The organism is Lacinutrix venerupis (assembly GCF_001971745.1).
In the GTDB taxonomy this organism is placed as follows: domain Bacteria; phylum Bacteroidota; class Bacteroidia; order Flavobacteriales; family Flavobacteriaceae; genus Lacinutrix; species Lacinutrix venerupis.
Map to the genome: position 1 here is coordinate 1765369 of NZ_CP019352.1, position 23440 is coordinate 1788808.

Here is a 23440-nt window from a genome sequence, read left to right on the forward strand (position 1 = left end):
TTTTTGTTTCTGTAATATTACTTTTACATTAGCATAAAATAAAATTTATGGCAGGAAATTCCTTTGGCAAACTATTTAATCTCACGACTTTTGGCGAATCTCATGGAGTTGCTATTGGTGGTGTTATAGATGGTTGTCCTCCAAATATAACATTAGATTTAGAAGCTATCCAAAACGAAATGAATAGACGCAAACCAGGACAGTCTTCTATCGTTACACAACGTAAAGAACCAGACGAAGTTAAATTTTTATCTGGTATTTTTGAAGGTAAAACCACTGGAACACCAATTGGTTTTATAATAGAGAATGCCAACCAAAAGTCTAAAGACTATTCACACATAAAAGACTCTTACAGACCTAGTCATGCCGATTATGTTTACGATAAAAAATATGGACATCGCGATTATCGTGGTGGTGGAAGAAGCTCTGCAAGAGAAACAGCAAGTAGAGTAGTTGCTGGTGCCATTGCAAAGCAAGTACTTAAAGATATAAAAATTAATGCTTTTACATCTTCAGTAGGCGATATATTTATAGATAAACCATATCAAGATTTAGATTTTTCTAAAATAGAATCTAATGCAATACGTTGTCCAGATGAGTCTACAGCAGAAAAAATGATAGCTCGTGTAAAAGAAATTAGAAAACAAGGAGACACAATTGGTGGTACAATAACTTGTGTAATTAAAAATGTTCCTGTCGGCTTAGGAGAACCTGTTTTTGATAAATTACATGCAGATTTAGGTAAAGCAATGCTTTCTATAAATGCTGTAAAAGGTTTTGAATATGGAAGTGGCTTTTGTGGTGCTAAAATGAAAGGTAGTGAACATAACGATTTATACAATCAAGACGGTACTACTAAAACAAACCTTTCTGGTGGTATTCAAGGCGGAATAAGTAACGGTATGGATATTTATTTTCGTGTAGCTTTTAAACCTGTTGCCACAATTATGCAAAACCAAGACACTATAGATAAAGATGGTAATATTGTAGAAATGCAAGGAAAAGGACGTCATGATCCTTGTGTGGTGCCTAGAGCAGTACCAATTGTAGAAGCAATGGCTGCTATGGTTTTGGCAGATTTTTATTTGCTTAATAAAATGTACTAACTTAATTCTTTAAAAAAGTAATTTATAATAAAAACTAACTACTAAATTTTCCTTATTTATAGTATAAACTCTATTAAATCTAAGGATAAAACAATTATAATATGAAATTAGCATTACACTGGAAAATAATTATCGGAATGATTTTAGGTATCATCTTTGGATTCATAATGAACTCTGTAGATGGTGGAAGAAATTTTGTTTCCGATTGGATTGCTCCATTTGGAAAAATCTTTATTAACCTTTTAAAGCTAATTGCAGTACCTTTAATTTTAGCATCGTTAATTAAAGGAATTTCAGATTTAAAAGACATTTCTAAAATTAAGAAAATGGGTTTACGTACCATATTAATTTATGTTGGTACAACAGTAGTAGCAATAGTAATAGGATTAACTATTGTAAATACTATAAAACCGGGAACAGGAATGCCTCAAGATACTATTGAGAAAATAAAAATGAAATACGAAAATGATGCTGGAGTTTCAGATAAATTAATGAAAGCATCTGCTCAAAACGATGCTGGACCGTTACAAGCATTAGTAGATATTTTCCCAAGTAATATATTTACAGCTTTAGGAGAAGCAAAAATGCTTCAAGTTATCTTTTTTGCTTTATTTGTAGGTATTTGTTTATTGTTAATTTCAGAGAAAAAAGCAAAACCTCTTGTAGATTTCTTCGACTCTTTAAACGAGGTTGTAATGAAAATGGTAGACCTAATAATGTTATTTGCTCCATATGCTGTTTTTGCATTAATGGCAAATGTTATTATAGCTTTTGATGATACAGAAATTCTTTTAAAACTTTTAACCTATGCTTTATGTGTGGTTTTTGGATTAGCTCTTATGATTGGGTTTTATCTAATTTTAATAAAAGTATATACAAAAAAGTCGCCTTTATGGTTTTTAAATAAATTATCTCCAGCACAATTGTTAGCGTTTTCTACAAGTTCTAGTGCGGCAACATTACCTGTAACTATGGAGCGCGTAGAAGAACATTTGGGTGTAGATAAAGAAGTTGCTGGTTTTGTTTTGCCAGTTGGTGCTACCGTAAATATGGATGGAACAAGTTTATACCAAGGTATTGCTGCAGTATTTATTATGCAGGTTATTTGGCCAGAAGGTTTAACATTTACAAACCAATTAATAATTATAGCTACAGCTTTATTAGCTTCTATAGGTAGTGCTGCAGTACCAAGTGCAGGTATGGTAATGTTAGTAATTGTTTTAGAATCTATTGGTTTTCCTGCAGAATTATTACCAATTGGTTTGGCTTTAATTTTTGCAGTAGACAGACCTTTAGATATGTGTAGAACAGTAGTAAATGTTACAGGTGATGCAACAGTATCTATGATGGTTGCAAAATCTTTAGGCAAATTACACGACAATCCTAAACCTAAAGAATGGGATGATAATTACGAAGCTGTAAAATAATTTTAACTGTTTTTTTCTAACGTTTTAAATTATTTATATTAAAAAATATCAAAGATTTCATTGTTTTGTTAATTTTTAAAATAATGAAATCTGTTTTTTTATTAAATAATTTATAAATTATCTATAAATTTATACAACAAACCAAAACCAAAAAATATGAATGTTTGCTTTATAATGTATCCATGGGATCAAATAGATGCAGAAAATGATACAAGCTTAGCGCTAATTAAAGAATGTGTAAAACGTGGACATGGTGTTGCTATTTGCACACCAGCCAATTTAACTATTAGAGATAGTGTAACAAATGCATTTTGTAATGTTATTGGGCGTATGGATAAAGTACCTACCACACTTAAAGCATTCTATAAAAAAGCTACTTTACGTGAAGAAATGCTACCGTTAGCAGGTTTTGATACTATTTTTTTTAGAGCAAATCCACCATTAGATCCAATTATGCTTAACTTTTTAGATTCGGTAAAAGATGATGTCTTTATAATGAACTCTTTACAAGGAATGCGTGAAGCTAATAATAAATTATATACAGCAGCTTTTGGAGATGCACACAGTAATATAATTCCTAATACACACGTATCTAAAAATAAAAACTATTTAATTCAACAAATTAAGGAGTCTAAAGCAGATAAAATGATTTTAAAACCTTTAAATGGTTTTGGAGGTTCTGGAGTAATTTTAATTGAAAAATCTGCAATGAATAACATTAATTCATTACTAGACTTTTATATAAATAGCAGTGACGGTTCTTCAAACTATGTTATTTTACAAGATTATATTGAAGGAGCAGACCAAGGAGATGTAAGAATATTAATGCTTAATGGAGAATATATAGGAGCAATGAAGCGTGTACCTGGTACAGACGATCATCGTTCAAATGTTTCAGCAGGAGGAAGTATAGCAAAACACTCTTTAACTAAAACAGAAAAAGCACTTTGTAAACAAATTGGTCCTAAATTAGTAAAAGATGGATTGTATTTTGTTGGTATTGATGTTATAGGAGGAAAGCTTGTAGAAGTTAATGTAATGTCTCCTGGAGGTATAACTTATATGAATAAAGTTTATAAAAATAAATTTAAATTAGAAGAGAAAGTAATAGACTTTTTAGAAAGTAAAGTGTTAGATAATGTACAGGCATTTAATCGTTTATCTAAATTGCGTAAAACTGTAGAAGATGCTTAAACAATTTGAGTTTTATTATTTATAAAATGTAACATTAATATATACTGCCATGAAAAACGTCCTATTATTAGTATTTGTAATAATTTTTACCTCTTGTAAAAATGAAGGTGTAAAAAAAGAAAATGTAAAGGAAGAAGTAATTAAGGAGCTTTCATTAGAGCAAAAGGAAAAATATCAAACTTTAAAAAATGAAGCTTGGAGTCTTTATGAAACTCAAGAATATTTAAAATCAGCAAAAAAGTATTCTCAAGCATTTAAAAGTACTAATAATAGAAGTAATAATACAGATAGATATAATGCGGCTTGTTCGTGGGCTTTAGCTAATGAAAAAGATTCTGCATTTGTTCAATTATTTAGAATAGCAGAAAAAGGTGAATATTCAAGTTATAGTCATATAACAACCGATCCAGATTTAGCAAGTTTACATACAGATAGCAAATGGAATAAATTATTGGAAATTGTAAGTGCAAATAAAGAAAAAAAAGAGGCAAATTTAGACAAACCATTAGTTGCTATTCTAGATACTATATACAATGAAGATCAAGGGTTAAGAAGAGAAATAAAGACTATTGAAGAAACCTATGGTAGAGACTCTAATGAAATGAAAGCACATTGGGATGCTATTGCAAAAAAGGACTCTATAAATTTAATAAAAATTCAAAAAATATTAGATGAGCGTGGCTGGTTAGGTCAAGATATTATTGGCGGAAGAGGGAACATGACCTTGTTTTTAGTTATTCAGCATTCACCATTAGAAGTTCAAGAAAAATACTTACCAATGATGCGAGATGCAGTTGCAAAAAATAATGCTCAACCAAGTAGCTTAGCATTGCTAGAAGACAGAGTTGCTTTAAGAATTGGTAAAAGACAAATTTACGGTAGCCAAATAGCCAGAAATCAAGAAACAGGCGAGTTCTATGTTTCTCCTTTAAAAGATCCCGAAAATGTAGACAAAAGAAGAGCAGAAGTTGGTTTAGGACCACTATCAGAATATGTTTCTAATTGGAATATAGATTGGAATGTTGAAAAGCATAAGCTAATGACAGAGAAAATGGAATCTAAATAGAAAATGTAATTACACTTTTTATAATTAAAAAGAAAAAAGGTTTAATAATGTCTATAATTAATAATATTGAAAATATAGTTTCGGCAGATTGGTTAAATAATCATTTACAAGCAGAAAATTTATTGGTTTTTGATGCTACAATTTCTAAAGTTGTAGGAGATGTTTCTGCATTATCTAATTATAAAATACCTAAAAGTCAATTTTTCGATATAAAAAAGAAGTTTAGTAACATAAAATCTCCTTTTCCAAACACCATTCCATCTGTAGCTCAATTTCAAAAAAATGCTCAAATACTTGGCATCAATAATAATTCGGTAATAGTTGTTTACGATGATCATGGTTTATATTCCAGCGCAAGAGCATGGTGGTTATTAAAAACTTTTGGTTTTAAAAATGTTGCTATACTAGATGGTGGCTTGCCAGAGTGGAAAGCAAAAAACTTTAGCTTAGAAGATAAATCGGTTAAAAATGTTTTTAAAAAAGGGAATTTTAATGCCGTTTATAACCCAAATAAAGTGGTATATTTTGAATCTTTAGAGGCAATATCAAAAGATAAAAACTTTAAAATTATAGATGCAAGATCTAGTGATAGATTTAATTGTATTGTTGCAGAACCTAGAGAAGGTTTAAGAAGTGGTGTTATTCCATCATCAATAAATTTACCATTTAATCAAGTTTTAGTTGGCAACAAATTAAAAACAAAAGAAGAATTACAAGAAATATTTAAAAGCTTAGCAAAAGAGCATCAACACTTAGTGTTTACTTGTGGTTCTGGTATTACAGCTTCAGTTTTAGCTCTTGCAGCAACAATAGCAGGATATAACAATAGTGTTTACGATGGGTCGTGGACAGAATATGGAACATTAACAATAGCATAAATTATGGATACATCTAAAAATTGGTCTAAAAACGAACTGGTAGCCTATATACTTTTATATGTTGCAAATTCAGATTTGCACGAAACTAACGAAGAAAAAGAATTTATAAGATCTAAAGTAGATAAAAAAACTTACGCCTCAATCCATAAGGAGTTTGATAGAGACAACGATTATCAATGCATTCAAAAAATACTAAAAAGTGTAAATGAGCACGACTATTTTAGAGATGATTATGCAGGTCTTTTTGCAGATATAAAATTATTACTTTATGCAGATGGAGAAGCCAATACTATGGAAGAAGCTACATTAAAATTTTTACGTAAAATTTTAAAGGAATAAATAAAATTGCCTTTCTTCATTATTAATTTAAACCTTTAATATGGAAAAGTTATCCATTTCTCAAATAGTCGATAAAATAAATGCAGAAGAAACCTTTCATGCCGTTTCTACAGATTATTCCTTTACACTTAAAATAGATAATTATGTACATTACGTTTGTGGTGCTGTACACGATGGGCATCAATTTCGTAAAGAGTTATGGGATAATTGCTTGCATACAGAATATGAGCGTTGGTACGAAGAAGATCCAGAGACTAAAACCATGGTAAATTCTCATCCAATTGTTATAGCTGGTATGGATTCAAGGTTTGAGTACGATTTAAATCGTAGTCCTGAAACAGCAATCTATAATGATGCTTGGGGAAAAAAATTATGGAAAACACCAATATTAGAAAATCAAAAACAGAAATCACTTTTAAAGCATGAAGCTTTTTATAAAGTAGTTCACGCCTTAATTTCTAAAATTGAAGACAAATTTGGAGTTTGTATTGTATTCGATATGCATAGCTATAATTGGAAGCGTTGGGATAGAGAAGTACCAACCTGGAATTTAGGAACAGATAATGTAGACAATAAACGTTTTGGAAACCATATTGAAATTTGGAGAGAAAGTTTATCACAAATAAAACTTCCTAATGGTATAAAATCCACATCAAAAATTAACGACACCTTTAGAGGTAACGGTTATTTTTTAAAGTATATTACCCAGAATTTTAGCAATACTTTAGTTCTAGCTACAGAAATAGCTAAAATTTACTGCGACGAGTATAATTACATTATATTTCCAGAAGTTGTGGCAGCAGTAGAACATCAATTAAGAGATAGAATTAAAAAAAATTCCGAAATTTTTTATAAAAATTTTTCAAGATAAATGACCAATACAAAAGCACCAATAGATATAATTGAAAATCTATGTAGCTCCATTTCAAATAATAAACCTTTAAATATCAATTTACCAGAAAATGGCTTATTACATATAGATAAATTATTACCTTTTATATGTGTTTATAGGTTTAAAAAACCAGATGTATATTTTTCTAGATTACTAAAAACACAAGCGTCATATATATTAGCTCACGAATCTCTTGATATATCGAATATTATCGACGCAATTAGAAAAGAATCTTCAAAAAAGTTTAATACATTTTTGTTAATAGAATGTTGGCCAGATAACGAGAGTAACAGTTCTAAATTTAAAATCTCTTGTCCAGTAGATAAAGCACCTGGAACAGTAAAAAGTTTAACAGAAGGGTTTAATGAGTTAAACGATATCTATCCCAATGTATCTACAGAGGTTTCTAATACAACAATAAGGCATCCTAAACACTTAAATAGCTTAATAAACCTTGAAGATTCTAAAAAAACAGGAACATTAGTTTTTGGAATTTCTGTTCCAACACTTTATAAAAATGACGAAACAGAAGAATTATATTCTCTGTTCTTTAGAGAATTTTATACTATTTTTTCTGAAACTATAAAGAAAGCAGTTTTCGAATTTATTAGAATTCAAACGTCAGATGATTTTAAACATTACTTAATGTTAGGAAAAACACATATAGACGATGTTACAATCCAGTCTGATGCAGAGTTAGCCGAAATAAGTTCTGGCATGTCTTTTCTTTTAAGAACTACACCAGTAAACAGTACAGAAGAATGGGAAGTTTTTAAAAAAAATAAATTTAAAAAAACACCATCCTTTAAATATAGGCTAATAGCGTTAGATCCAGAATTAGAAAAGCGTAAGCTCTACAATATTCCAATGGACAAAATAGAAGATCCAACTATTGCTTTTATTCTTCGAGGCAAACGTTTAGAGATTGAAAAACAATTAACTATGCTAGAAGAGCGTGGTACAAAAAACTTTCGATTTGTTGGAGAAAGTCTTTATGGAGTTATAAAAAAGAACGTTTTAAAAGAAGCAAAAAAAATATTAAAAGCTTTCCCAAAACGCGAAGAGATAAAAAGTAAAGAAAGATATAACTGTTCTGAGTTTGCAGCACATGCACAAAAAGAATTAGATTATTATAATTCAAAATTCCCAAATTTAAATCTTACACTTGAAGTAAGAAACGATGTTGCAGGTATAATGGTTTCTAAAACAAAACTATTAATTAACGATCAAATATCTTTAGATGCTAATAGGTGCGATGCTTTAATACAACATGAAGTAGCTACTCATATTTTAACCTATTGTAATGGAAAAAGACAACCATTAAAACAAATGTACGAAGGTTTTGAAGGTTACGATCAATTACAAGAAGGTCTTGCCGTGCTAGCAGAGTATTTAGTTGGAGGACTAACAGTAAACAGATTAAGGTTATTAGCCGGACGTGTTATAGCAGTAAACTCTATGGTAAATGGAGCAGATTTTATAGAGACTTTTAAATTATTAAAGAAAAAATATAATTTTTCAGATCGTATTTCATACTATATAACAATGAGAGTGTATAGAGGTGGAGGTTTAACTAAAGATGCCGTGTATCTTGCAGGATTAATAGACTTATTAAAGTATCTTAAAAAAGGAGGAAAACTTGAAACCCTATATACAGGGAAGTTTAATACAAATCATATAGAATTAATTGAAGAGTTACTTCATAGAAATGTACTTAAATCTCCAGAGTTACCAAGATTTTTAGAACGTAAAAGCGTTCAAGAAAGATTACAAAAACTTAGAAAAGGTATCGCTATTTCAGAATTAGTAAATTAAAATGATAATTTATTGTGAAATGAGTCCTAATACATTGTTAAAGCGTTAATTACTTATAATGAGAAATGGTATTTTAGAGAGAATCAAAACTAAAATACATGAAAATTGCTTTTATAATAAACGACCACGATACCGAAAAACCAAATTATACAACACCAGGTTTAGGTTATGCAGCTTATAAACGCGGACATGATGTTTACTTTATAGGTGTTGGAGAGTTGTCTTACGCATCTAAAGGTCATTTATCTGTCCGTTGTAAAACTATAAGTGAGAAAAAATTTAATTCACAAGAAACTTATTTTAAAGCCGTACAAAAGGAGAAGTTTACCAGAATAACTTCTGAGGATTTAGATGTTTTATTTCTTAGGAATAATCCTGCAGATGAAATTAACGAACGCGATTGGGCACAAAATGCAGCATTCATATTTGGAGAAATAGCTATGCGTAATGGTGTAATTGTTTTAAACCACCCAAATAGTTTAGCAGGAGCAGTTAACAAAATGTATTTTCAGCATTTTCCAGAAATTTTAAGACCTAAAACAATAATATCAAGAGATCATGATGAAATTAAAGCTTTTTTTAAAAAGCAAAAGCAAAAAATGATTTTAAAACCATTACAAGGTTCAGGTGGAACCAATGTATTTATGATGGATAAAAAAAATGAACATAATTTAAATCAAACAATAGATGCTATAGCAAGAGATGGTTACATAATTGCTCAAGAATATTTAACAGAAGCAAGTAAAGGTGATACTAGATTATTTTTAATGAATGGAGAGCCTTTACAAGTTGACGGCAAATATGCAATAATGCAACGTGTAAACTCTTCTGATGATATTAGAAGTAACATTCATGCTGGAGGCAGACCAGAAGCTGTAAAAATGACCGATAAAATTATGAAATTAGCAGATATTGTTAGGCCTAAATTAGTTCAAGACGGAATGTTTTTAGTTGGAATAGATATTGTTGGAGACAAACTAATGGAAATTAATGTGTTTAGTCCTGGAGGTTTAAATGTTATTAGCGAAATGTATGATGCCGATTTTTGTACTCCAGTAATTAAAGCTATAGAAAAGAAAGTGTACTATAAAAATATGTATTCAGATTATTTATTTAATAGTAGGTTAGCAACGTTATAGTACTAATTAAAAACTTAAACTTTAGCTGAATAGAAATGTTTAGCTTGTTTTTTACATAAATTTTACAAAAAGTGTATTTGGTCGATTATTTATGTAATATTATCTCGTAAATCAAATACTTTGGCAGTTTACCGATTTTTTTTAAAGTAAACACACAAAGCGCTATATATTAGCAGTGTAAATCCTACTTAATTACCTAAATAATGAAATTTTTAACAACATTGCTTTTATTACTTTTTGTTTCTTTTGCCTCAGCTCAAGAAAATAAATCCCTCGAAAAAAAAGAATTAAAAACCGAAACAACTAATACATTAGCTGTTGAAAAAACTGTTGTTATAAGCGTTAAAGGAATTAAGACAATGGAAGAAATTGACATTGAAAATTACAACAAAGCATCTTATTTAAAGTTAATTGCTTCAAAAAAGCAAAAACCTAAAATGTGCTAATATTATTTAGTTATCCAATTTTAATAAAAATAAAAAAGTCTGAAATTTAAATTTCAGACTTTTTTTATTTCAAATACTAATTAATTTCACCTAAAAATTTAGCTTTTAATTTTGGAGTAGGAATCCAGCAAGATTCTTTTTTACCGTACCACTTATAACGGTTTTTAGCAACAAAATCGTAAACCCAATTACGTATAAAAGTTGGGACAATTAAAAAAGCAACCATTAAATTTTGTGGAAAACCTAAATGTTTCGCTGTATGTAATGCTGCAGATGATTTTATTTTTAAATCATTATTCTTTGGCGAATACAGTAAAATAGAATCGGTTTTCGAAGTATCAATTTTAAAATGCTCCATTATTTTGTAACCAACATCGCTTTGCAAAGCAGCAAACATAAATTTATCTTTTTTATCACGTTCTATAACATATTGAACAGAGGCATTGCAAAGGTTGCAAACACCATCGAATAAGATTAATTTTTTATTATTTGGTAAGCCGTTTATCATTCTATAAAAATACGAAATGGTATGCTTATTATTTAGGATTTAAAACAACAAAAGGTATAATCATTTCTTCTAAAGATACGCCTCCATGTTGGTAAGTGTTTCTATAATAGCTTACATAATGATTGTAATTGTTTGGATAAGCAAAAAACAAATCACTTTTAGCAAAAATAAAAGAACTATTCATAGATAATGAAGGTAAATGAATTGTTTTAGGGTTTTTAGCTGCTAAAACATCCTTATCTTCATAACTTAAACTTCTACCGGTTTTATAACGTAAATTTAAACTTGTATCTCTATCGCCTATAACTTTAGATGGGTTTTTTACATTAATAGTACCATGATCTGTAGTAATAATTAACTTAAAACCCATTTGTTGAGCTTGTTGTATCATTTCTAATAACGGAGAGTTTTTAAACCAACTTTGCGTTAAAGAACGGTAAGCTTTATCGTTAGAAGCTAGTTCTTTTACAACATCCATTTCGGTTTTAGAGTGCGATAACATATCTACAAAGTTGTAAACAACTACTGTTAAATCGTTATCCTTTGTACCTTTAAAATTATCTGCTAATTTTTTTCCATTTTTTAAGTTTGTAATCTTATAATACTCGTGCTTAAAATTAGTAAGGCCAAGACGCTTCATTTGCGCTTCTAAAAAATCGTTTTCATGTAAGTTTTTACCACCTTCATCTGTATCATTTTTCCATAATTCAGGATGAAGTTTTTCCATATCACTAGGCATTAATCCAGAAAAAATTGCATTTCTGGCATATTGCGTTGCAGATGGGAGTATACTATAAAAAGGAGTTTCGCTTTCTTTTTTATAATGGTTAGCAACAAAAGGTTCGAACGCTTTCCATTGGTCGTAACGTAAATTATCAACAACAACTAATAATGTTGGTTGTTCCTTACTAAGTTCGGGTACAATTTTATCTTTAAATAAATTGTAAGATAGTGTAGGAGCATCAACATTTGGTTCAAACCAAGTTGGGTAATTTTTATCAATAAATTTACCAAATTGAATATTTGCTTCATTTTTTTGAGATTCTAAAATTTCAAACATTCCAGAATCTTCAATGTCTTCTAGTTGCATTTCCCAATAAATTAGTTTTTGGTATAATGCAGCCCATTCTTCATGACTATTTACCATAGCCATATCCATAGCAATTTTTCTAAATTCTTGTTGGTAATTAGATGTTGTTTTTTCTGAAACCAAACGCGAATGATCTAAGTTTTTCTTTAAACTTAGTAAAATTTGATTAGGGTTTACTGGTTTTATAAGGTAATCGGCAATTTTATTACCAATAGCTTCTTCCATAATATATTCTTCCTCACTTTTGGTAATCATAACCACAGGAAGTGTGTCTTGTTTTTCTTTTATCTCGTTAAGCGTCTCTAAACCTGTTAAACCTGGCATATTTTCGTCTAAAAATACAATGTCAAATTTTTCGTTTTCTAAAATTTCAAGTGCTTCAGTACCACTATTACATTTTGTAACTAGGTAGTTTTTTTGTTCTAGAAAAATAATATGTGGTTTTAATAAATCGATTTCGTCGTCAACCCAAAGTATTTTTATTTTATCCATGTATATTTGTTTAAGTAAATCAATTAAAAATTATCAGTTTGCAAAAAAGTAACAAACTTAAAATATTAAACGACCCAATTTACGGATTTATTACTATCCCTAATTCCTTAATATACGATTTAATTGAACATCGTTATTTTCAAAGACTGCGTCGTATTACTCAAATGGGAATGAGTTATCTGGTTTATCCTGGTGCCCATCACACAAGATTTCATCATGCTATAGGATGTATGCATTTAATGCAAAAAGCTGTGCAAGTACTTAGATTTAAAGGTGTTGAAATTTCTGAAGACGAAAAAAATGCGTTGTATATAGCTATATTATTGCATGATATTGGTCATGGCCCATTTTCTCATGCTATGGAACATAGTATAGTAAATGGTGTTTCTCACGAGCATATTTCAATGCTTTTTATGGAGAAATTGAATGCAGAATTTAACAACGATTTAACGTTGGCTATTCAAATTTTTAAAGGTGAATATCCAAGACAATTTATGTGCGAGCTTATTTCTAGTCAAATAGATATGGATCGAGCAGATTATTTAAAACGAGACAGTTTTTACACAGGAGTTGCCGAAGGTAATATAAATAGTGAGCGTTTAATTACTATGCTTAATGTAAAAGATAATAAACTAGTAGTTGAAGACAAAGGCATTTACAGTGTAGAAAAGTTTTTAGTAGCAAGACGTTTAATGTATTGGCAAGTATACCTACACAAAACAAGTTTAGCTGCAGAACAGTTATTAATTAGAGTGCTTAAACGTGCCAAAGAATTAACAAAAAATGGAGTAGAACTAACAGCAAGTAAGGCATTACAATATTTTTTAAATGAAGAGATAAATCTTGAAAACTTTACAACAAAAAGTCTTGAAACATTTTCTAAGTTAGACGATTACGATATTGTTTCTGCCATGAAAGCTTGGCAAGATTATGATGATTTTGTATTAAAAAACCTATGCCGAATGATAATTAATAGAGATCTTTTAAAAGTAAAGATTAAGAAAAAAGAGATTAAAGAATCTTTATTAATAGAGCATAAAAACAATTTAATGTCAAAATATTCTATTACTGCAGAAGAAGCAGATTATTTTATATTTACAGGTAAAATATCTAATCAAGCTTATACTCGAAAAAAACAAGGAATTAATATTTTACATAGAAACGGAAAAATTGAAGACGTAGTAAAAGCTAGTGATCAATTAAATTTTAAAGCACTTTCTAAGCCTGTTACTAAATATTATGTTTGTTACCCTAAAGTATAATTTTAAGCATTAAACTTTAGTACTAAACTATATTGTAAAATTTAGTACTAAGTCAATCAAACAAACAACTTAATAACTTTTAACATTATATGATACATTTTTTCTATTTTTGCGAGAGATGAAATTTACAGCAGAACAAATAGCTGGTATTTTAGAAGGTGATATTGTTGGTAATCCACAAGTAGAAGTTTCTAAACTATCAAAAATAGAAGAAGGTGTAGAAGGTGCATTAACCTTTTTGGCAAATCCAAAATACACGCCTTATATATATAGTACAAAAGCATCAATTGCTATTGTAAATAAAGATTTTGAACCAGAACAAGAGATTTTAACAACCTTAATAAAGGTTGACGATGCTTATAAATCTTTTTCAAGGTTATTAGAATACTACAATCAAGTAAAGTTTAATAAGTTTGGAATAGAGCAACCATCGTCTATATCAGAATCGGCAACATTAGGTAAAGATATTTATGTTGGCGCTTTTAGTTATATAGGAGATCATGTAAAACTAGGTGATAACGTAAAAATTTTTCCAGGATGTTATATTGGAGATAATGTAACAATTGGAGACAATACAGTTGTATTTGCAGGAGCAAAAATATACTCAGAATGTATAATAGGTAAAAACTGTGTTATAAATTCAGGAGCTATTATTGGAGCAGATGGCTTTGGTTTTGCACCTAATGAGGTTGGTGAGTATGATAAAGTTCCACAAATTGGAAACGTTATCTTAGAAGATTTTGTAGATGTTGGTGCAGCCACAACTATAGATAGAGCAACCTTAGGATCTACAATTATAAGAAGAGGAGCAAAATTAGATAATCAAATTCAAATAGCTCATAATGTAGAGGTTGGAAAAAATACCGTAATAGCAGCACAAACAGGAGTTGCAGGTTCTACTAAAATTGGCGAAAATTGTCAAATTGGTGGTCAAGTAGGTATTGTTGGGCATATTACAATAGGTAACGGTGTTAAAATTCAAGCACAATCTGGAATAGGAAGAAATGTAAAAGATAATGAAGTCTTACAAGGTTCTCCAGCTTTATCTTATGGCGATTATAACAAATCATATGTTTATTTTAAAAATTTACCAAAACTAGCTAAAAGTATAAACGCATTAGAAAAAAAAGGACATGGCAATAGTTAATTCGGAAATCAAACAAAAAACCATTGAAAAGGAAGTCTCTTTAACAGGTGTTGGTCTACATACAGGAAAAGACGTTACTTTAACTTTTAAACCTGCTCCAGTAAATTCTGGATTCGCTTTTAGGCGAATAGATTTAGAGGGAAATCCTATAATAGAAGCAGATGCCAATTACGTAACAAATACACAACGTGGTACTTGTTTAGAAAAAAACGGAGTAAAAATACAAACATGTGAACATGTTTTAGCTGCTTTTATTGGTTTAGATATAGATAATGCAATTATAGAATTAGATAATTCTGAACCACCTATAATGGATGGATCTTCAAAATTCTTTGTCGAAGCAATAGAAAAAGCAGGAATAGTAGAATTAGAAGCATTTAGAGAAGAATATGTTGTAAAGGATGTAATTTCTTATACAGATGAAGAAACTGGTAGTGAAATTTTGGTAATGCCTTCAAAAGAGTATCAAATTACTACTATGGTAGATTTTGGTACTAAAGTTTTAGGAACACAAAACGCAACGCTTAATAAATTATCAGACTTTAAAAAGGACATTGCAGACTCAAGGACTTTTAGCTTTCTACATGAATTAGAATCTCTATTAGAACATGGTCTTATAAAAGGAGGAGATTTAAATAATGCTATTGTATATGTAGATAAAGAATTATCTCCAGAAACAATGAAAAAACTGCAAATAGCTTTTAAAAAAGATAATATTGCAGTAAATGCCAATGGCATTCTAGATAATTTAACTTTGCATCATCCTAATGAAGCAGCTAGACATAAACTATTAGATGTAATTGGAGATTTAGCTTTAATAGGCACTCGTATTCGTGGAAAAGTTATAGCAAATAAACCAGGACATTATGTAAACACTCAGTTTGCAAAAAAAATGTCTAAATTAATTAAAAATGAAAGACGTAATAATGTTCCTGCTATTAATTTGAATCAAACACCATTAATGGATGTTAATCAAATTATGGACATGTTACCTCATAGACAGCCATTTTTGTTAATAGACAAGGTATTTGAGCTTACAGAGAATAAGGTTATTGGTATGAAAAATGTTACCATGAACGAAGAGTTCTTTAGAGGTCATTTTCCAGGAGCACCAGTTATGCCAGGTGTTTTAATAGTAGAAGCAATGGCGCAAACAGGAGGAATTCTTGTATTAAGTACTGTTCCAGATCCAGAAAACTACCTAACATTTTTTATGAAAATGGATAAGGTTAAATTTAAACAAAAAGTAGTACCAGGAGATACCTTAATTTTTAAATGCGAATTAATAACTCCTATTAGAAGAGGTATTTGCCATATGCAAGGTTATGCGTATTCTAACGGAAAATTATGTGCAGAGGCAGAATTAATGGCGCAAATATCTAAAATTAAATAATATTACAAAATAACATCAGTATAATGAACCAACCACTAGCATATGTTCATCCAGGAGCAAAAATTGCAAAAAATGTAGTTATAGAACCTTTTACAACTATTCATAATAATGTTACCATAGGAGAAGGAACTTGGATTGGAAGTAATGTTACAATTATGGAAGGTGCTCGTATAGGTAAAAACTGTAACATATTTCCTGGATCAGTAATATCAGCAGTACCTCAAGATTTAAAATATAATGATGAAGACACGCTTACTATAATTGGAAATAACGTAACAATAAGAGAATGCGTTACAATTAATAGAGGTACAACAGACAAGATGAAAACTGTGGTTGGAGACAATTGTTTAATTATGGCATATTGCCATATTGCACACGATTGTATTGTTGGAAATAATTGTATTTTTTCTAATAACTCTACATTAGCAGGACATATAACTATTGGTGATTATGTTATTCTTGCAGGAATGACCGCAATACACCAATTTTGCTCAATAGGAAGTCATGCCTTTGTAACAGGAGGATCTTTAGTTAGAAAAGATGTTCCTCCATTTGTAAAAGCAGGAAGAGAGCCTTTATCTTACGTTGGTATAAACTCAGTAGGTTTAAGACGTAGAGGTTATGAAACAGAAAAAATTAGAGAAATTCAAGATATTTATAGAATACTCTACCAAAAAAATTATAATAACACACAAGCTGCAGGAATTATAGAAGCAGAAATGGAAGCAACCACAGAACGTGACGAGATTCTTCAATTTATTAAAAATTCTCATCGTGGAATAATGAAAGGTTACTTTAAATCTAATTAAAAAATAAAAAAAACAAAATATGGCAACTACTTCAGATATTAGAAACGGACTATGCATAAAATACAATAATGATATTTATAAAATTATTGAGTTTTTACATGTAAAACCTGGTAAAGGACCAGCTTTCGTTCGTACTAAAATGAAAAGTGTAACTAACGGCAAAGTAATAGATAATACATTTTCTGCTGGACATAAATTAGAGGACGTTAGAGTAGAAACTCATAAGTTTCAATATTTATATAATGATGGAGAATTCTATCATTTCATGAATGAGTCAGACTACACACAAATTAGATTATTAGAATCTGCATTAGATACTCCTAAATTAATGAAAGAAGGAGAAATTGTAACTATACAAATTAATACAGAAGATAATATGCCATTATCTGTAGATATGCCGGCAACAGTAATTTTAGAAGTTACTGCAACAGAGCCAGGTGTTAAGGGAAACACAGCAACAAACGCTACAAAGCCAGCAACTGTAGAAACAGGAGCAGAGGTAAACGTTCCTTTATTTATTAATGAAGGAGATAAGATAAAGGTTGAAACAGAAAAAGGTACTTATAAAGAACGTGTAAAAGAATAAAAATAGTTTACAGCATTTAAATTTATGAAATTCCCAAATCCACATACCTTAAAACAAATAGCTCACTTAATTAATTGTGATTATGTAGGAGCAGAAGATTTTCAGGTACTTGGCATGAACGAGATTCATGTTGTGGAACCTGGAGATATTGTATTTGTAGATCACCCTAAATATTATGATAAAGCATTGCAATCTGCAGCTACAATTATCTTAATAAATAAAAATGTAGAATGTCCAGAAGGAAAGGCTCTATTAATTAGTGACGATCCTTTTCGTGACTTTAATAAGTTAACGCTTCATTTTAAGCCTTTTAAATCTGCAACAACAAGCATATCTCCATCAGCTAAAATAGGCACAAATACAATAATTCAACCTAATTGTTTTATTGGACATAATGTAACAATTGGAGATAATTGTATTATTCATGCAAATGTTACTATTTATGATAATACAATTATAGGTAATAATGTTAATATTCATTCTGGAACTATTTTAGGAGCAAGCGCATTCTACTATAAAAATAGACCAGAAGGATTCGACCAACTAAAATCAGGTGGAAGAGTTGTAATAAAAGATAATGTAGATATAGGTGCACTTTGTACAATTGATAAAGGCGTTACAGGAGATACAACAATAGGCGAAGGTTCTAAACTAGATAACCAAATACAAGTCGGACACGATACAATTATTGGTAAAAAATGTTTAATAGCATCACAAGTTGGGATTGCAGGTTGTTGTATAATTGAAGACGAAGTAACTATTTGGGGACAAGTAGGTACTAACAGCGGGATAACTATTGGTAAAAAAGCAGTAATTCTTGGTCAAACAGGAGTTACTAAATCTGTTGCTGGTGGAAAAAGTTATTTTGGAACACCAATAGAAGAAGCAAGAGTAAAATTAAAGGAGTTAGCCCATGTTAAGCAAATTCCTAATATATTAGATCAATTAAAAAATAAATAAATGTCTGCTAAGAAAATTGTTAAAGCTTTTTACGATTCAAATTTGGCTAAAGATGAAAATCTAATCGATATGTTTCATAACGATTGTGTATTACATTGGAATAGTAGTCAAGGTTTTACCACTTTAAATAAAAGTGAAATAGAAGAAAAACTTAATGGTGTAAAAGAATCTTATTTATCATTTACCTATAGACTTAGCCATCTTTTAGAAGACGATAATATAGTAACTGCTAGATATACAATTTATTACACCACAATAGAAAGACCATTAAAAGAAGAGCCTTTAGCACATTTTATCTCAATTTGGGAAATTAAAGACGGAAAAATGTATAAAGGATACGAAATTAGTCAGAAGTTAGATGAGAGTGTTGAGAATTTAACCTCATTTTCTAAAATAAAAATATAAATTCATTTAAAAAATAGCTTTCAAAAACTTACTTTTGTGGCAAACAATTAAAAATAACTCCATTTTTGTTTCCTTTTAGGAAATGTCTTGTAAGACAATGGTACAAAACTTATATAAATGAGCGTTTTAGTAAACAAAGATTCAAAAATTATTGTTCAAGGATTTACTGGTAGTGAAGGTACATTTCACGCTGGACAAATGATTGAGTATGGAACAAATGTTGTTGGTGGTGTAACTCCAGGAAAAGGAGGGCAAACACACTTAGACAGACCAGTTTTTAACACAGTAGAAGAAGCTGTAACAAAAGCAGGAGCAGATACTACAATTATTTTTGTACCGCCAGCTTTCGCAGCAGATGCTATAATGGAAGCTGCAGATGCAGGAATAAAAGTAATTATTTGTATTACAGAAGGAATTCCTGTTGCAGATATGATTAAAGCTTCAGATTATATTAAAGATAAAGCTTGCCGTTTAATAGGACCTAACTGTCCAGGAGTAATTACTCCAGGTGAAGCAAAAGTAGGTATTATGCCAGGTTTTGTATTTAAGCAAGGTAAAGTAGGTATTGTTTCAAAATCTGGAACATTAACTTACGAAGCTGCAGACCAAGTTGTAAAACAAGGTTTAGGTATTACTACTGCTATTGGTATTGGTGGAGATCCAATTATTGGAACTACAACAAAAGAAGCTGTAGAGTTATTAATTAATGATCCAGAAACAGAAGCTGTTGTAATGATAGGTGAAATAGGTGGTCAGTTAGAAGCAGATGCTGCAAACTGGTATAAAGAGTCTGGAAGTAAAAAACCAATTATTGGTTTTATTGCTGGAGAAACTGCACCTGCAGGTCGTACAATGGGACATGCTGGAGCAATTGTTGGAGGTAGCGATGACACTGCACAAGCTAAAAAAGCAATTATGAAAGATTGTGGAATACATGTTGTTGATTCTCCTGCAGAAATTGGAAAAAAAGTAGCAGAAGTTTTAGGATAAAATTTCTTTAGTAATATATTTTAACCTCACAAATACTTTAATTTGTGAGGTTTTTTTATTCTGAACAACTTTGTAATTACTATATTTGAATTACTAAAAATTAATCATCCTAAAACCGTAGGGAATAGAATTAAACCAATTTTTTATATGAAACTTTTAGAAGGAAAAACAGCTATAATCACTGGAGCAAGTAGAGGTATTGGAAAAGGAATCGCACAAATTTTTGCACAACAAGGTGCTAATGTGGCGTTTACATACAGTTCTTCTGTAGAAGCAGCAAACGAGCTTGAAAATGAATTAAATGCTTTAGGAATTAAAGCAAAAGGATATAAAAGTAATGCAGCAAGTTTTGAAGAAGCACAACAATTAGCAGAAAATGTTTTGGCAGAGTTTGGAAGTATAGATGTATTAATTAATAATGCAGGTATAACAAAAGATAATTTGTTAATGAGAATGGGAGAAGAGGATTTTGATAAAGTTATCGAAGTAAACCTTAAATCTGTTTTTAACATGACAAAAGCTGTACAACGTACTATGCTTAAGCAACGTAAAGGTTCAATAATTAACATGAGTTCTGTTGTTGGTGTTAAAGGTAATGCTGGACAAACAAATTATGCTGCATCTAAAGCTGGAATAATTGGTTTTTCTAAATCTGTAGCTTTAGAGTTAGGTTCTAGAAATATTAGAAGTAACGTTATTGCACCTGGTTTTATAGAAACAGAAATGACTGCTAAATTAGACGAGGAAACAGTTAAAGGTTGGAGAAATGCAATACCTTTAAAACGTGGTGGTACGCCAGAAGATATTGCTAATGCTTGTGTGTTTTTAGCAAGTGATATGTCTGCATATGTAACAGGACAAACGTTGAATGTTGATGGAGGCATGTTAACCTAAATTTAATTATAGTGAATAAATTAATCTATTCTTTAACCTTATTTGTATTATGTTCAACAGTTGCATTTTCGCAAGATTGGATTAATTACAAATCTGAAGACCTAACGTTTATTGCAGAGTTTCCATCACAACCAAAAAGAACTTTAGAAATAGTAGATACTGCTGTTGGAGATCTTGATATGCATATGATTATGTGTACACCACCAAGTGGTAATGACAATCTTGTTTATAATGTTATTAGGTCAGATTATCCTAAATCATTATTTGAGGATGCAAATGCAGAGTTTAATAATGATACATTAGATAGAGCTGTAGATGGAGCCGTTAATAATGTTAATGGAGAACTTTTATATAGTAACAAAGTCACATTTAATGGCTTTCCAGGAAAAAATGTTAAAATAAAAATATCAGGTGGTTTTATATATATAAATGCTTATTTAGTAAATAATACTATGTTTATAGCACAAGTTATATGTTTAACAGAGAATGATAAAAATGAATCTATTAATAGGTTCTTTAACAGTTTTGATATTATAAAAGTGAAAGAATAACTTGTCTACACAAACTATATTATACATCATATTGGCTGGAGTTATAGCGCTATTATTAGCGCTTTTCCAATATAAATATAAAACTAAAGGAGCACCTAAAAAGAGTGCGCTTTTTACATTATTACGTTTTATAAGCATATTTGGCGTGCTTTTATTGCTTATAAATCCTAAATTTAATCAAGTAACAGTTTACAACCAGAAACCAAATTTGGTTTTAGCAGTAGACAATTCAAATTCAATAGTACATCTTAATCAAGAGAACAACGTTTCAAAAATATTAGAAGATTTAAAGAACAATCAATTATTAAATAATAAGTTTACATTAGATGTATTTTCTTTTGGTAATACACTTCATACTTTAGACTCATTATCTTTTAAAGAAAAACAAACTAATCTAGACAAAGTATTTAGAGAGTTAACACAGATATATAAAAATACTGTATCTCCAACCATTGTAATATCAGATGGAAATCAAACCTATGGTAATGATTACGAGTATAGTGCAAAAAAATATAATCAACCAATATATCCTATTGTTGTTGGCGATACTACACAATATTCAGATTTAAAACTTAAGCAACTTAACGTTAATAAATATGCGTTTTTAAAAAATAAGTTTCCAGTAGAAGCTATTTTAGTCTATAATGGTGAAGAAAATATTAATACTAAGTTTGTTGTAACTTCAGGAAAAAACACAATATTTTCTAATAATGTTAGCTTTAATAAAACTGATAATTCTAAAATTTTAAACTTCACACTACCAGCAAATAATGTTGGTGTAAAAAGTTATAAAGCAACATTAATTCCTACAGAATCAGAAAAAAATAAAACAAATAATAGTAAAAATTTCGCTGTTGAAGTGGTCGATGAAAAAACTAAAGTGGCTATTGTAAGCTCCAATTTACATCCAGATTTAGGGATGCTTAAAAAAAGCATAGAAGCTAATGAGCAACGTAAAGTGGTTTATTTAAAGCCACAAGAAACGATAAGTCAATTAAATGATTTGCAATTAGTTATTATATATAATCCAAACAATTCATTTAAGAGTTTGTTTGAAGCTTTAAAGCTTAATAATAAAAATAAATTTGTAATTGCAGGACCCAAAACAGATTTTAATTTTTTAAATACAGTTAGTGATTATTATCAACATGATATTATATCTCAAACCGAAGATTACCAACCAAAGTTAAATGCAAATTATAATTCTTTTATAGTCGATGATTTAGATTTTGAATCTTTTCCTCCATTAATATCAAATTTTGGAGAGCCTTCATTTTCTGTTCCTTTTGAAAGTATTCTTTATAAAAAAATAAAATCTATTAATACCGAAGAGCCTCTTTTGGCAACCTTCGAAATTAATAAAAGAAGAGAAGCTATTTTATTTGGTGAAAATCTTTGGAAATGGAGATCACAAAGTTTTATAAACAATAAAAGTTTTAATCAATTTGATAATTTCATAGGAAAATTAGTTCAATATTTAGCTTCAAACAAGCGTAAAAACAGATTGGATATTGACTATGAATCTTTCTATCAAGGAAGTAGTAATATCATTATATCTGCTCAATTTTTTAATAAAAATTATGAGTTTGATGCCAATGAAAACCTTAATATAATTGTTACAGATAAAATTAATAAAACATCTAAAACAATTCCTTTTATATTAAAAAATAATAATTATCAAGTAGATTTAAGTGATTTAGCAGCTTCAGATTATACGTTTACTGTTAAAGCTACTAGTGAAAATATTTCAAAATCTGGAAACTTTAAAATACTAGAGTATAATATAGAGCAACAATTTTTAAATGCTAATATTTCAAAATTAAAAACTATTGCAAATCAAAGTAATGGAACTAGCTATTATTTTAACGACTATAAATCTATAATTAATGATTTGCTAAATGATGAACGCTATAAACCAATTCAAAAAAGCAGCAAAAATATTGTACCTTTAATCGATTGGAAATACCTTCTTGTGTTAATAGCATTATCGCTAGCAATAGAATGGTTTATGAGAAAATATAACGGATTAATATAATTTTAAAAAAAATAAA

Annotated in this window: 23 protein-coding genes; 21 read left to right on the plus strand and 2 right to left on the minus strand. The window is 29.6% G+C overall.

Annotated features, from left to right (window positions below):
* The first annotated feature begins 47 nt into the window (after positions 1 to 47).
* The 10 genes from aroC (at position 48) to BWR22_RS07965 (ending at position 10302) form a co-directional block, all read left to right on the plus strand.
* Positions 48 to 1106 carry a chorismate synthase gene (aroC, locus tag BWR22_RS07920; RefSeq protein ID WP_076733150.1) on the plus strand — a complete coding sequence of 353 codons (1059 nt, stop codon included), beginning with the start codon at positions 48 to 50 and terminating at the stop codon, positions 1104 to 1106.
* Positions 1107 to 1207: 101 nt separating this feature from the next.
* Positions 1208 to 2533, plus strand: coding sequence for a dicarboxylate/amino acid:cation symporter (locus BWR22_RS07925; protein ID WP_076733151.1), 1326 nt, complete (start codon positions 1208 to 1210; stop codon positions 2531 to 2533).
* 156 nt (positions 2534 to 2689) lie between these two features.
* On the plus strand, positions 2690 to 3727 hold the full coding sequence (gene gshB, locus BWR22_RS07930; protein WP_076733152.1) for a glutathione synthase: 1038 nt from the start codon (positions 2690 to 2692) through the stop codon (positions 3725 to 3727).
* Between the two features lie 49 nt (positions 3728 to 3776).
* Entirely contained in the window at positions 3777 to 4793 is a 1017-nt protein-coding gene (locus tag BWR22_RS07935) for a DUF6624 domain-containing protein (protein WP_083678251.1), read from the plus strand.
* Positions 4794 to 4840: 47 nt separating this feature from the next.
* On the plus strand, positions 4841 to 5671 hold the full coding sequence (locus BWR22_RS07940) for a sulfurtransferase (protein WP_076733153.1): 831 nt from the start codon (positions 4841 to 4843) through the stop codon (positions 5669 to 5671).
* Between the two features lie 3 nt (positions 5672 to 5674).
* A complete protein-coding gene (locus BWR22_RS07945; RefSeq protein WP_076733154.1) occupies positions 5675 to 6010 on the plus strand; it encodes a hypothetical protein in 336 nt (111 codons plus the stop codon).
* A 40-nt stretch (positions 6011 to 6050) separates the two neighbouring features.
* The gene (locus BWR22_RS07950) at positions 6051 to 6881 is read left to right on the plus strand and encodes an N-formylglutamate amidohydrolase (protein WP_076733155.1); all 831 of its coding nucleotides are present in this window, start codon (positions 6051 to 6053) and stop codon (positions 6879 to 6881) included.
* A complete protein-coding gene (locus tag BWR22_RS07955) occupies positions 6882 to 8717 on the plus strand; it encodes a flavohemoglobin expression-modulating QEGLA motif protein (protein ID WP_076733156.1) in 1836 nt (611 codons plus the stop codon).
* A 98-nt stretch (positions 8718 to 8815) separates the two neighbouring features.
* Positions 8816 to 9856 (plus strand): glutathione synthetase, encoded by a 1041-nt coding sequence (locus BWR22_RS07960; protein WP_076733157.1) that lies wholly within the window; start codon positions 8816 to 8818, stop codon positions 9854 to 9856.
* Positions 9857 to 10059: 203 nt separating this feature from the next.
* On the plus strand, positions 10060 to 10302 hold the full coding sequence (locus BWR22_RS07965) for a hypothetical protein (protein ID WP_076733158.1): 243 nt from the start codon (positions 10060 to 10062) through the stop codon (positions 10300 to 10302).
* Between the two features lie 76 nt (positions 10303 to 10378).
* Here BWR22_RS07965 and BWR22_RS07970 read toward each other — a convergent pair whose 3' ends face one another.
* Together BWR22_RS07970 and porX are read right to left on the minus strand one after the other, a co-directional pair.
* Positions 10379 to 10810 (minus strand): thiol-disulfide oxidoreductase DCC family protein, encoded by a 432-nt coding sequence (locus BWR22_RS07970; RefSeq protein ID WP_076733159.1) that lies wholly within the window; start codon positions 10808 to 10810, stop codon positions 10379 to 10381.
* Positions 10811 to 10838: 28 nt separating this feature from the next.
* Complete coding sequence (gene porX / locus BWR22_RS07975; protein WP_076733160.1) at positions 10839 to 12392, minus strand: T9SS response regulator signal transducer PorX; 1554 nt, start codon at positions 12390 to 12392, stop codon at positions 10839 to 10841.
* A 38-nt stretch (positions 12393 to 12430) separates the two neighbouring features.
* Here porX and BWR22_RS07980 point away from each other — a divergent pair, with 38 nt between their 5' ends.
* The 11 genes from BWR22_RS07980 (at position 12431) to BWR22_RS08030 (ending at position 23424) form a co-directional block, all read left to right on the plus strand.
* Positions 12431 to 13654, plus strand: coding sequence for an HD domain-containing protein (locus tag BWR22_RS07980; RefSeq protein WP_076733161.1), 1224 nt, complete (start codon positions 12431 to 12433; stop codon positions 13652 to 13654).
* A 118-nt stretch (positions 13655 to 13772) separates the two neighbouring features.
* Positions 13773 to 14801: a UDP-3-O-(3-hydroxymyristoyl)glucosamine N-acyltransferase gene (gene lpxD, locus BWR22_RS07985; RefSeq protein ID WP_076733162.1), complete on the plus strand. Its 1029-nt coding sequence runs from the start codon at positions 13773 to 13775 to the stop codon at positions 14799 to 14801.
* On the plus strand, positions 14788 to 16194 hold the full coding sequence (locus BWR22_RS07990) for a bifunctional UDP-3-O-[3-hydroxymyristoyl] N-acetylglucosamine deacetylase/3-hydroxyacyl-ACP dehydratase (protein ID WP_076733163.1): 1407 nt from the start codon (positions 14788 to 14790) through the stop codon (positions 16192 to 16194). The genes lpxD and BWR22_RS07990 overlap by 14 nt, the downstream gene beginning before the upstream one ends.
* 23 nt (positions 16195 to 16217) lie before the next feature.
* Positions 16218 to 17003, plus strand: a complete 786-nt coding sequence (gene lpxA, locus BWR22_RS07995) for an acyl-ACP--UDP-N-acetylglucosamine O-acyltransferase (RefSeq protein ID WP_076733164.1) — start codon at positions 16218 to 16220, stop codon at positions 17001 to 17003.
* A 19-nt stretch (positions 17004 to 17022) separates the two neighbouring features.
* Entirely contained in the window at positions 17023 to 17589 is a 567-nt protein-coding gene (efp, locus tag BWR22_RS08000; RefSeq protein WP_076733165.1) for an elongation factor P, read from the plus strand.
* 24 nt (positions 17590 to 17613) lie between these two features.
* On the plus strand, positions 17614 to 18549 hold the full coding sequence (locus BWR22_RS08005; protein WP_076733166.1) for a UDP-3-O-(3-hydroxymyristoyl)glucosamine N-acyltransferase: 936 nt from the start codon (positions 17614 to 17616) through the stop codon (positions 18547 to 18549).
* On the plus strand, positions 18550 to 18954 hold the full coding sequence (locus BWR22_RS08010; RefSeq protein ID WP_076733167.1) for a nuclear transport factor 2 family protein: 405 nt from the start codon (positions 18550 to 18552) through the stop codon (positions 18952 to 18954).
* A 117-nt stretch (positions 18955 to 19071) separates the two neighbouring features.
* The gene (gene sucD, locus BWR22_RS08015; RefSeq protein WP_076733168.1) at positions 19072 to 19944 is read left to right on the plus strand and encodes a succinate--CoA ligase subunit alpha; all 873 of its coding nucleotides are present in this window, start codon (positions 19072 to 19074) and stop codon (positions 19942 to 19944) included.
* 147 nt (positions 19945 to 20091) lie between these two features.
* Positions 20092 to 20838 (plus strand): 3-oxoacyl-[acyl-carrier-protein] reductase, encoded by a 747-nt coding sequence (gene fabG / locus BWR22_RS08020; RefSeq protein WP_076733169.1) that lies wholly within the window; start codon positions 20092 to 20094, stop codon positions 20836 to 20838.
* A gap of 11 nt (positions 20839 to 20849) precedes the next feature.
* Positions 20850 to 21389 carry a hypothetical protein gene (locus BWR22_RS08025; protein ID WP_156875587.1) on the plus strand — a complete coding sequence of 180 codons (540 nt, stop codon included), beginning with the start codon at positions 20850 to 20852 and terminating at the stop codon, positions 21387 to 21389.
* 1 nt (position 21390) lies between these two features.
* A complete protein-coding gene (locus tag BWR22_RS08030; RefSeq protein ID WP_076733170.1) occupies positions 21391 to 23424 on the plus strand; it encodes a hypothetical protein in 2034 nt (677 codons plus the stop codon).
* The last annotated feature ends 16 nt before the right edge of the window (positions 23425 to 23440 follow it).

Coding starts and splice junctions, on each gene's coding strand:
- BWR22_RS07990 (WP_076733163.1), top strand. CDS start 14,788: ATGGCAATAGTTAATTCGGAAATCAAACAAAAAACCATTGAAAAGGAA.
- BWR22_RS07940 (WP_076733153.1), top strand. CDS start 4,841: ATGTCTATAATTAATAATATTGAAAATATAGTTTCGGCAGATTGGTTA.
- BWR22_RS08010 (WP_076733167.1), top strand. CDS start 18,550: ATGTCTGCTAAGAAAATTGTTAAAGCTTTTTACGATTCAAATTTGGCT.
- lpxD (WP_076733162.1), top strand. CDS start 13,773: ATGAAATTTACAGCAGAACAAATAGCTGGTATTTTAGAAGGTGATATT.
- BWR22_RS07970 (WP_076733159.1), bottom strand. CDS start 10,810: ATGATAAACGGCTTACCAAATAATAAAAAATTAATCTTATTCGATGGT.
- aroC (WP_076733150.1), top strand. CDS start 48: ATGGCAGGAAATTCCTTTGGCAAACTATTTAATCTCACGACTTTTGGC.
- gshB (WP_076733152.1), top strand. CDS start 2,690: ATGAATGTTTGCTTTATAATGTATCCATGGGATCAAATAGATGCAGAA.
- porX (WP_076733160.1), bottom strand. CDS start 12,392: ATGGATAAAATAAAAATACTTTGGGTTGACGACGAAATCGATTTATTA.
- BWR22_RS07965 (WP_076733158.1), top strand. CDS start 10,060: ATGAAATTTTTAACAACATTGCTTTTATTACTTTTTGTTTCTTTTGCC.
- BWR22_RS07945 (WP_076733154.1), top strand. CDS start 5,675: ATGGATACATCTAAAAATTGGTCTAAAAACGAACTGGTAGCCTATATA.
- efp (WP_076733165.1), top strand. CDS start 17,023: ATGGCAACTACTTCAGATATTAGAAACGGACTATGCATAAAATACAAT.
- BWR22_RS07935 (WP_083678251.1), top strand. CDS start 3,777: ATGAAAAACGTCCTATTATTAGTATTTGTAATAATTTTTACCTCTTGT.
- BWR22_RS07925 (WP_076733151.1), top strand. CDS start 1,208: ATGAAATTAGCATTACACTGGAAAATAATTATCGGAATGATTTTAGGT.
- BWR22_RS07955 (WP_076733156.1), top strand. CDS start 6,882: ATGACCAATACAAAAGCACCAATAGATATAATTGAAAATCTATGTAGC.
- BWR22_RS08005 (WP_076733166.1), top strand. CDS start 17,614: ATGAAATTCCCAAATCCACATACCTTAAAACAAATAGCTCACTTAATT.
- BWR22_RS07960 (WP_076733157.1), top strand. CDS start 8,816: ATGAAAATTGCTTTTATAATAAACGACCACGATACCGAAAAACCAAAT.
- BWR22_RS07950 (WP_076733155.1), top strand. CDS start 6,051: ATGGAAAAGTTATCCATTTCTCAAATAGTCGATAAAATAAATGCAGAA.
- sucD (WP_076733168.1), top strand. CDS start 19,072: ATGAGCGTTTTAGTAAACAAAGATTCAAAAATTATTGTTCAAGGATTT.
- lpxA (WP_076733164.1), top strand. CDS start 16,218: ATGAACCAACCACTAGCATATGTTCATCCAGGAGCAAAAATTGCAAAA.
- fabG (WP_076733169.1), top strand. CDS start 20,092: ATGAAACTTTTAGAAGGAAAAACAGCTATAATCACTGGAGCAAGTAGA.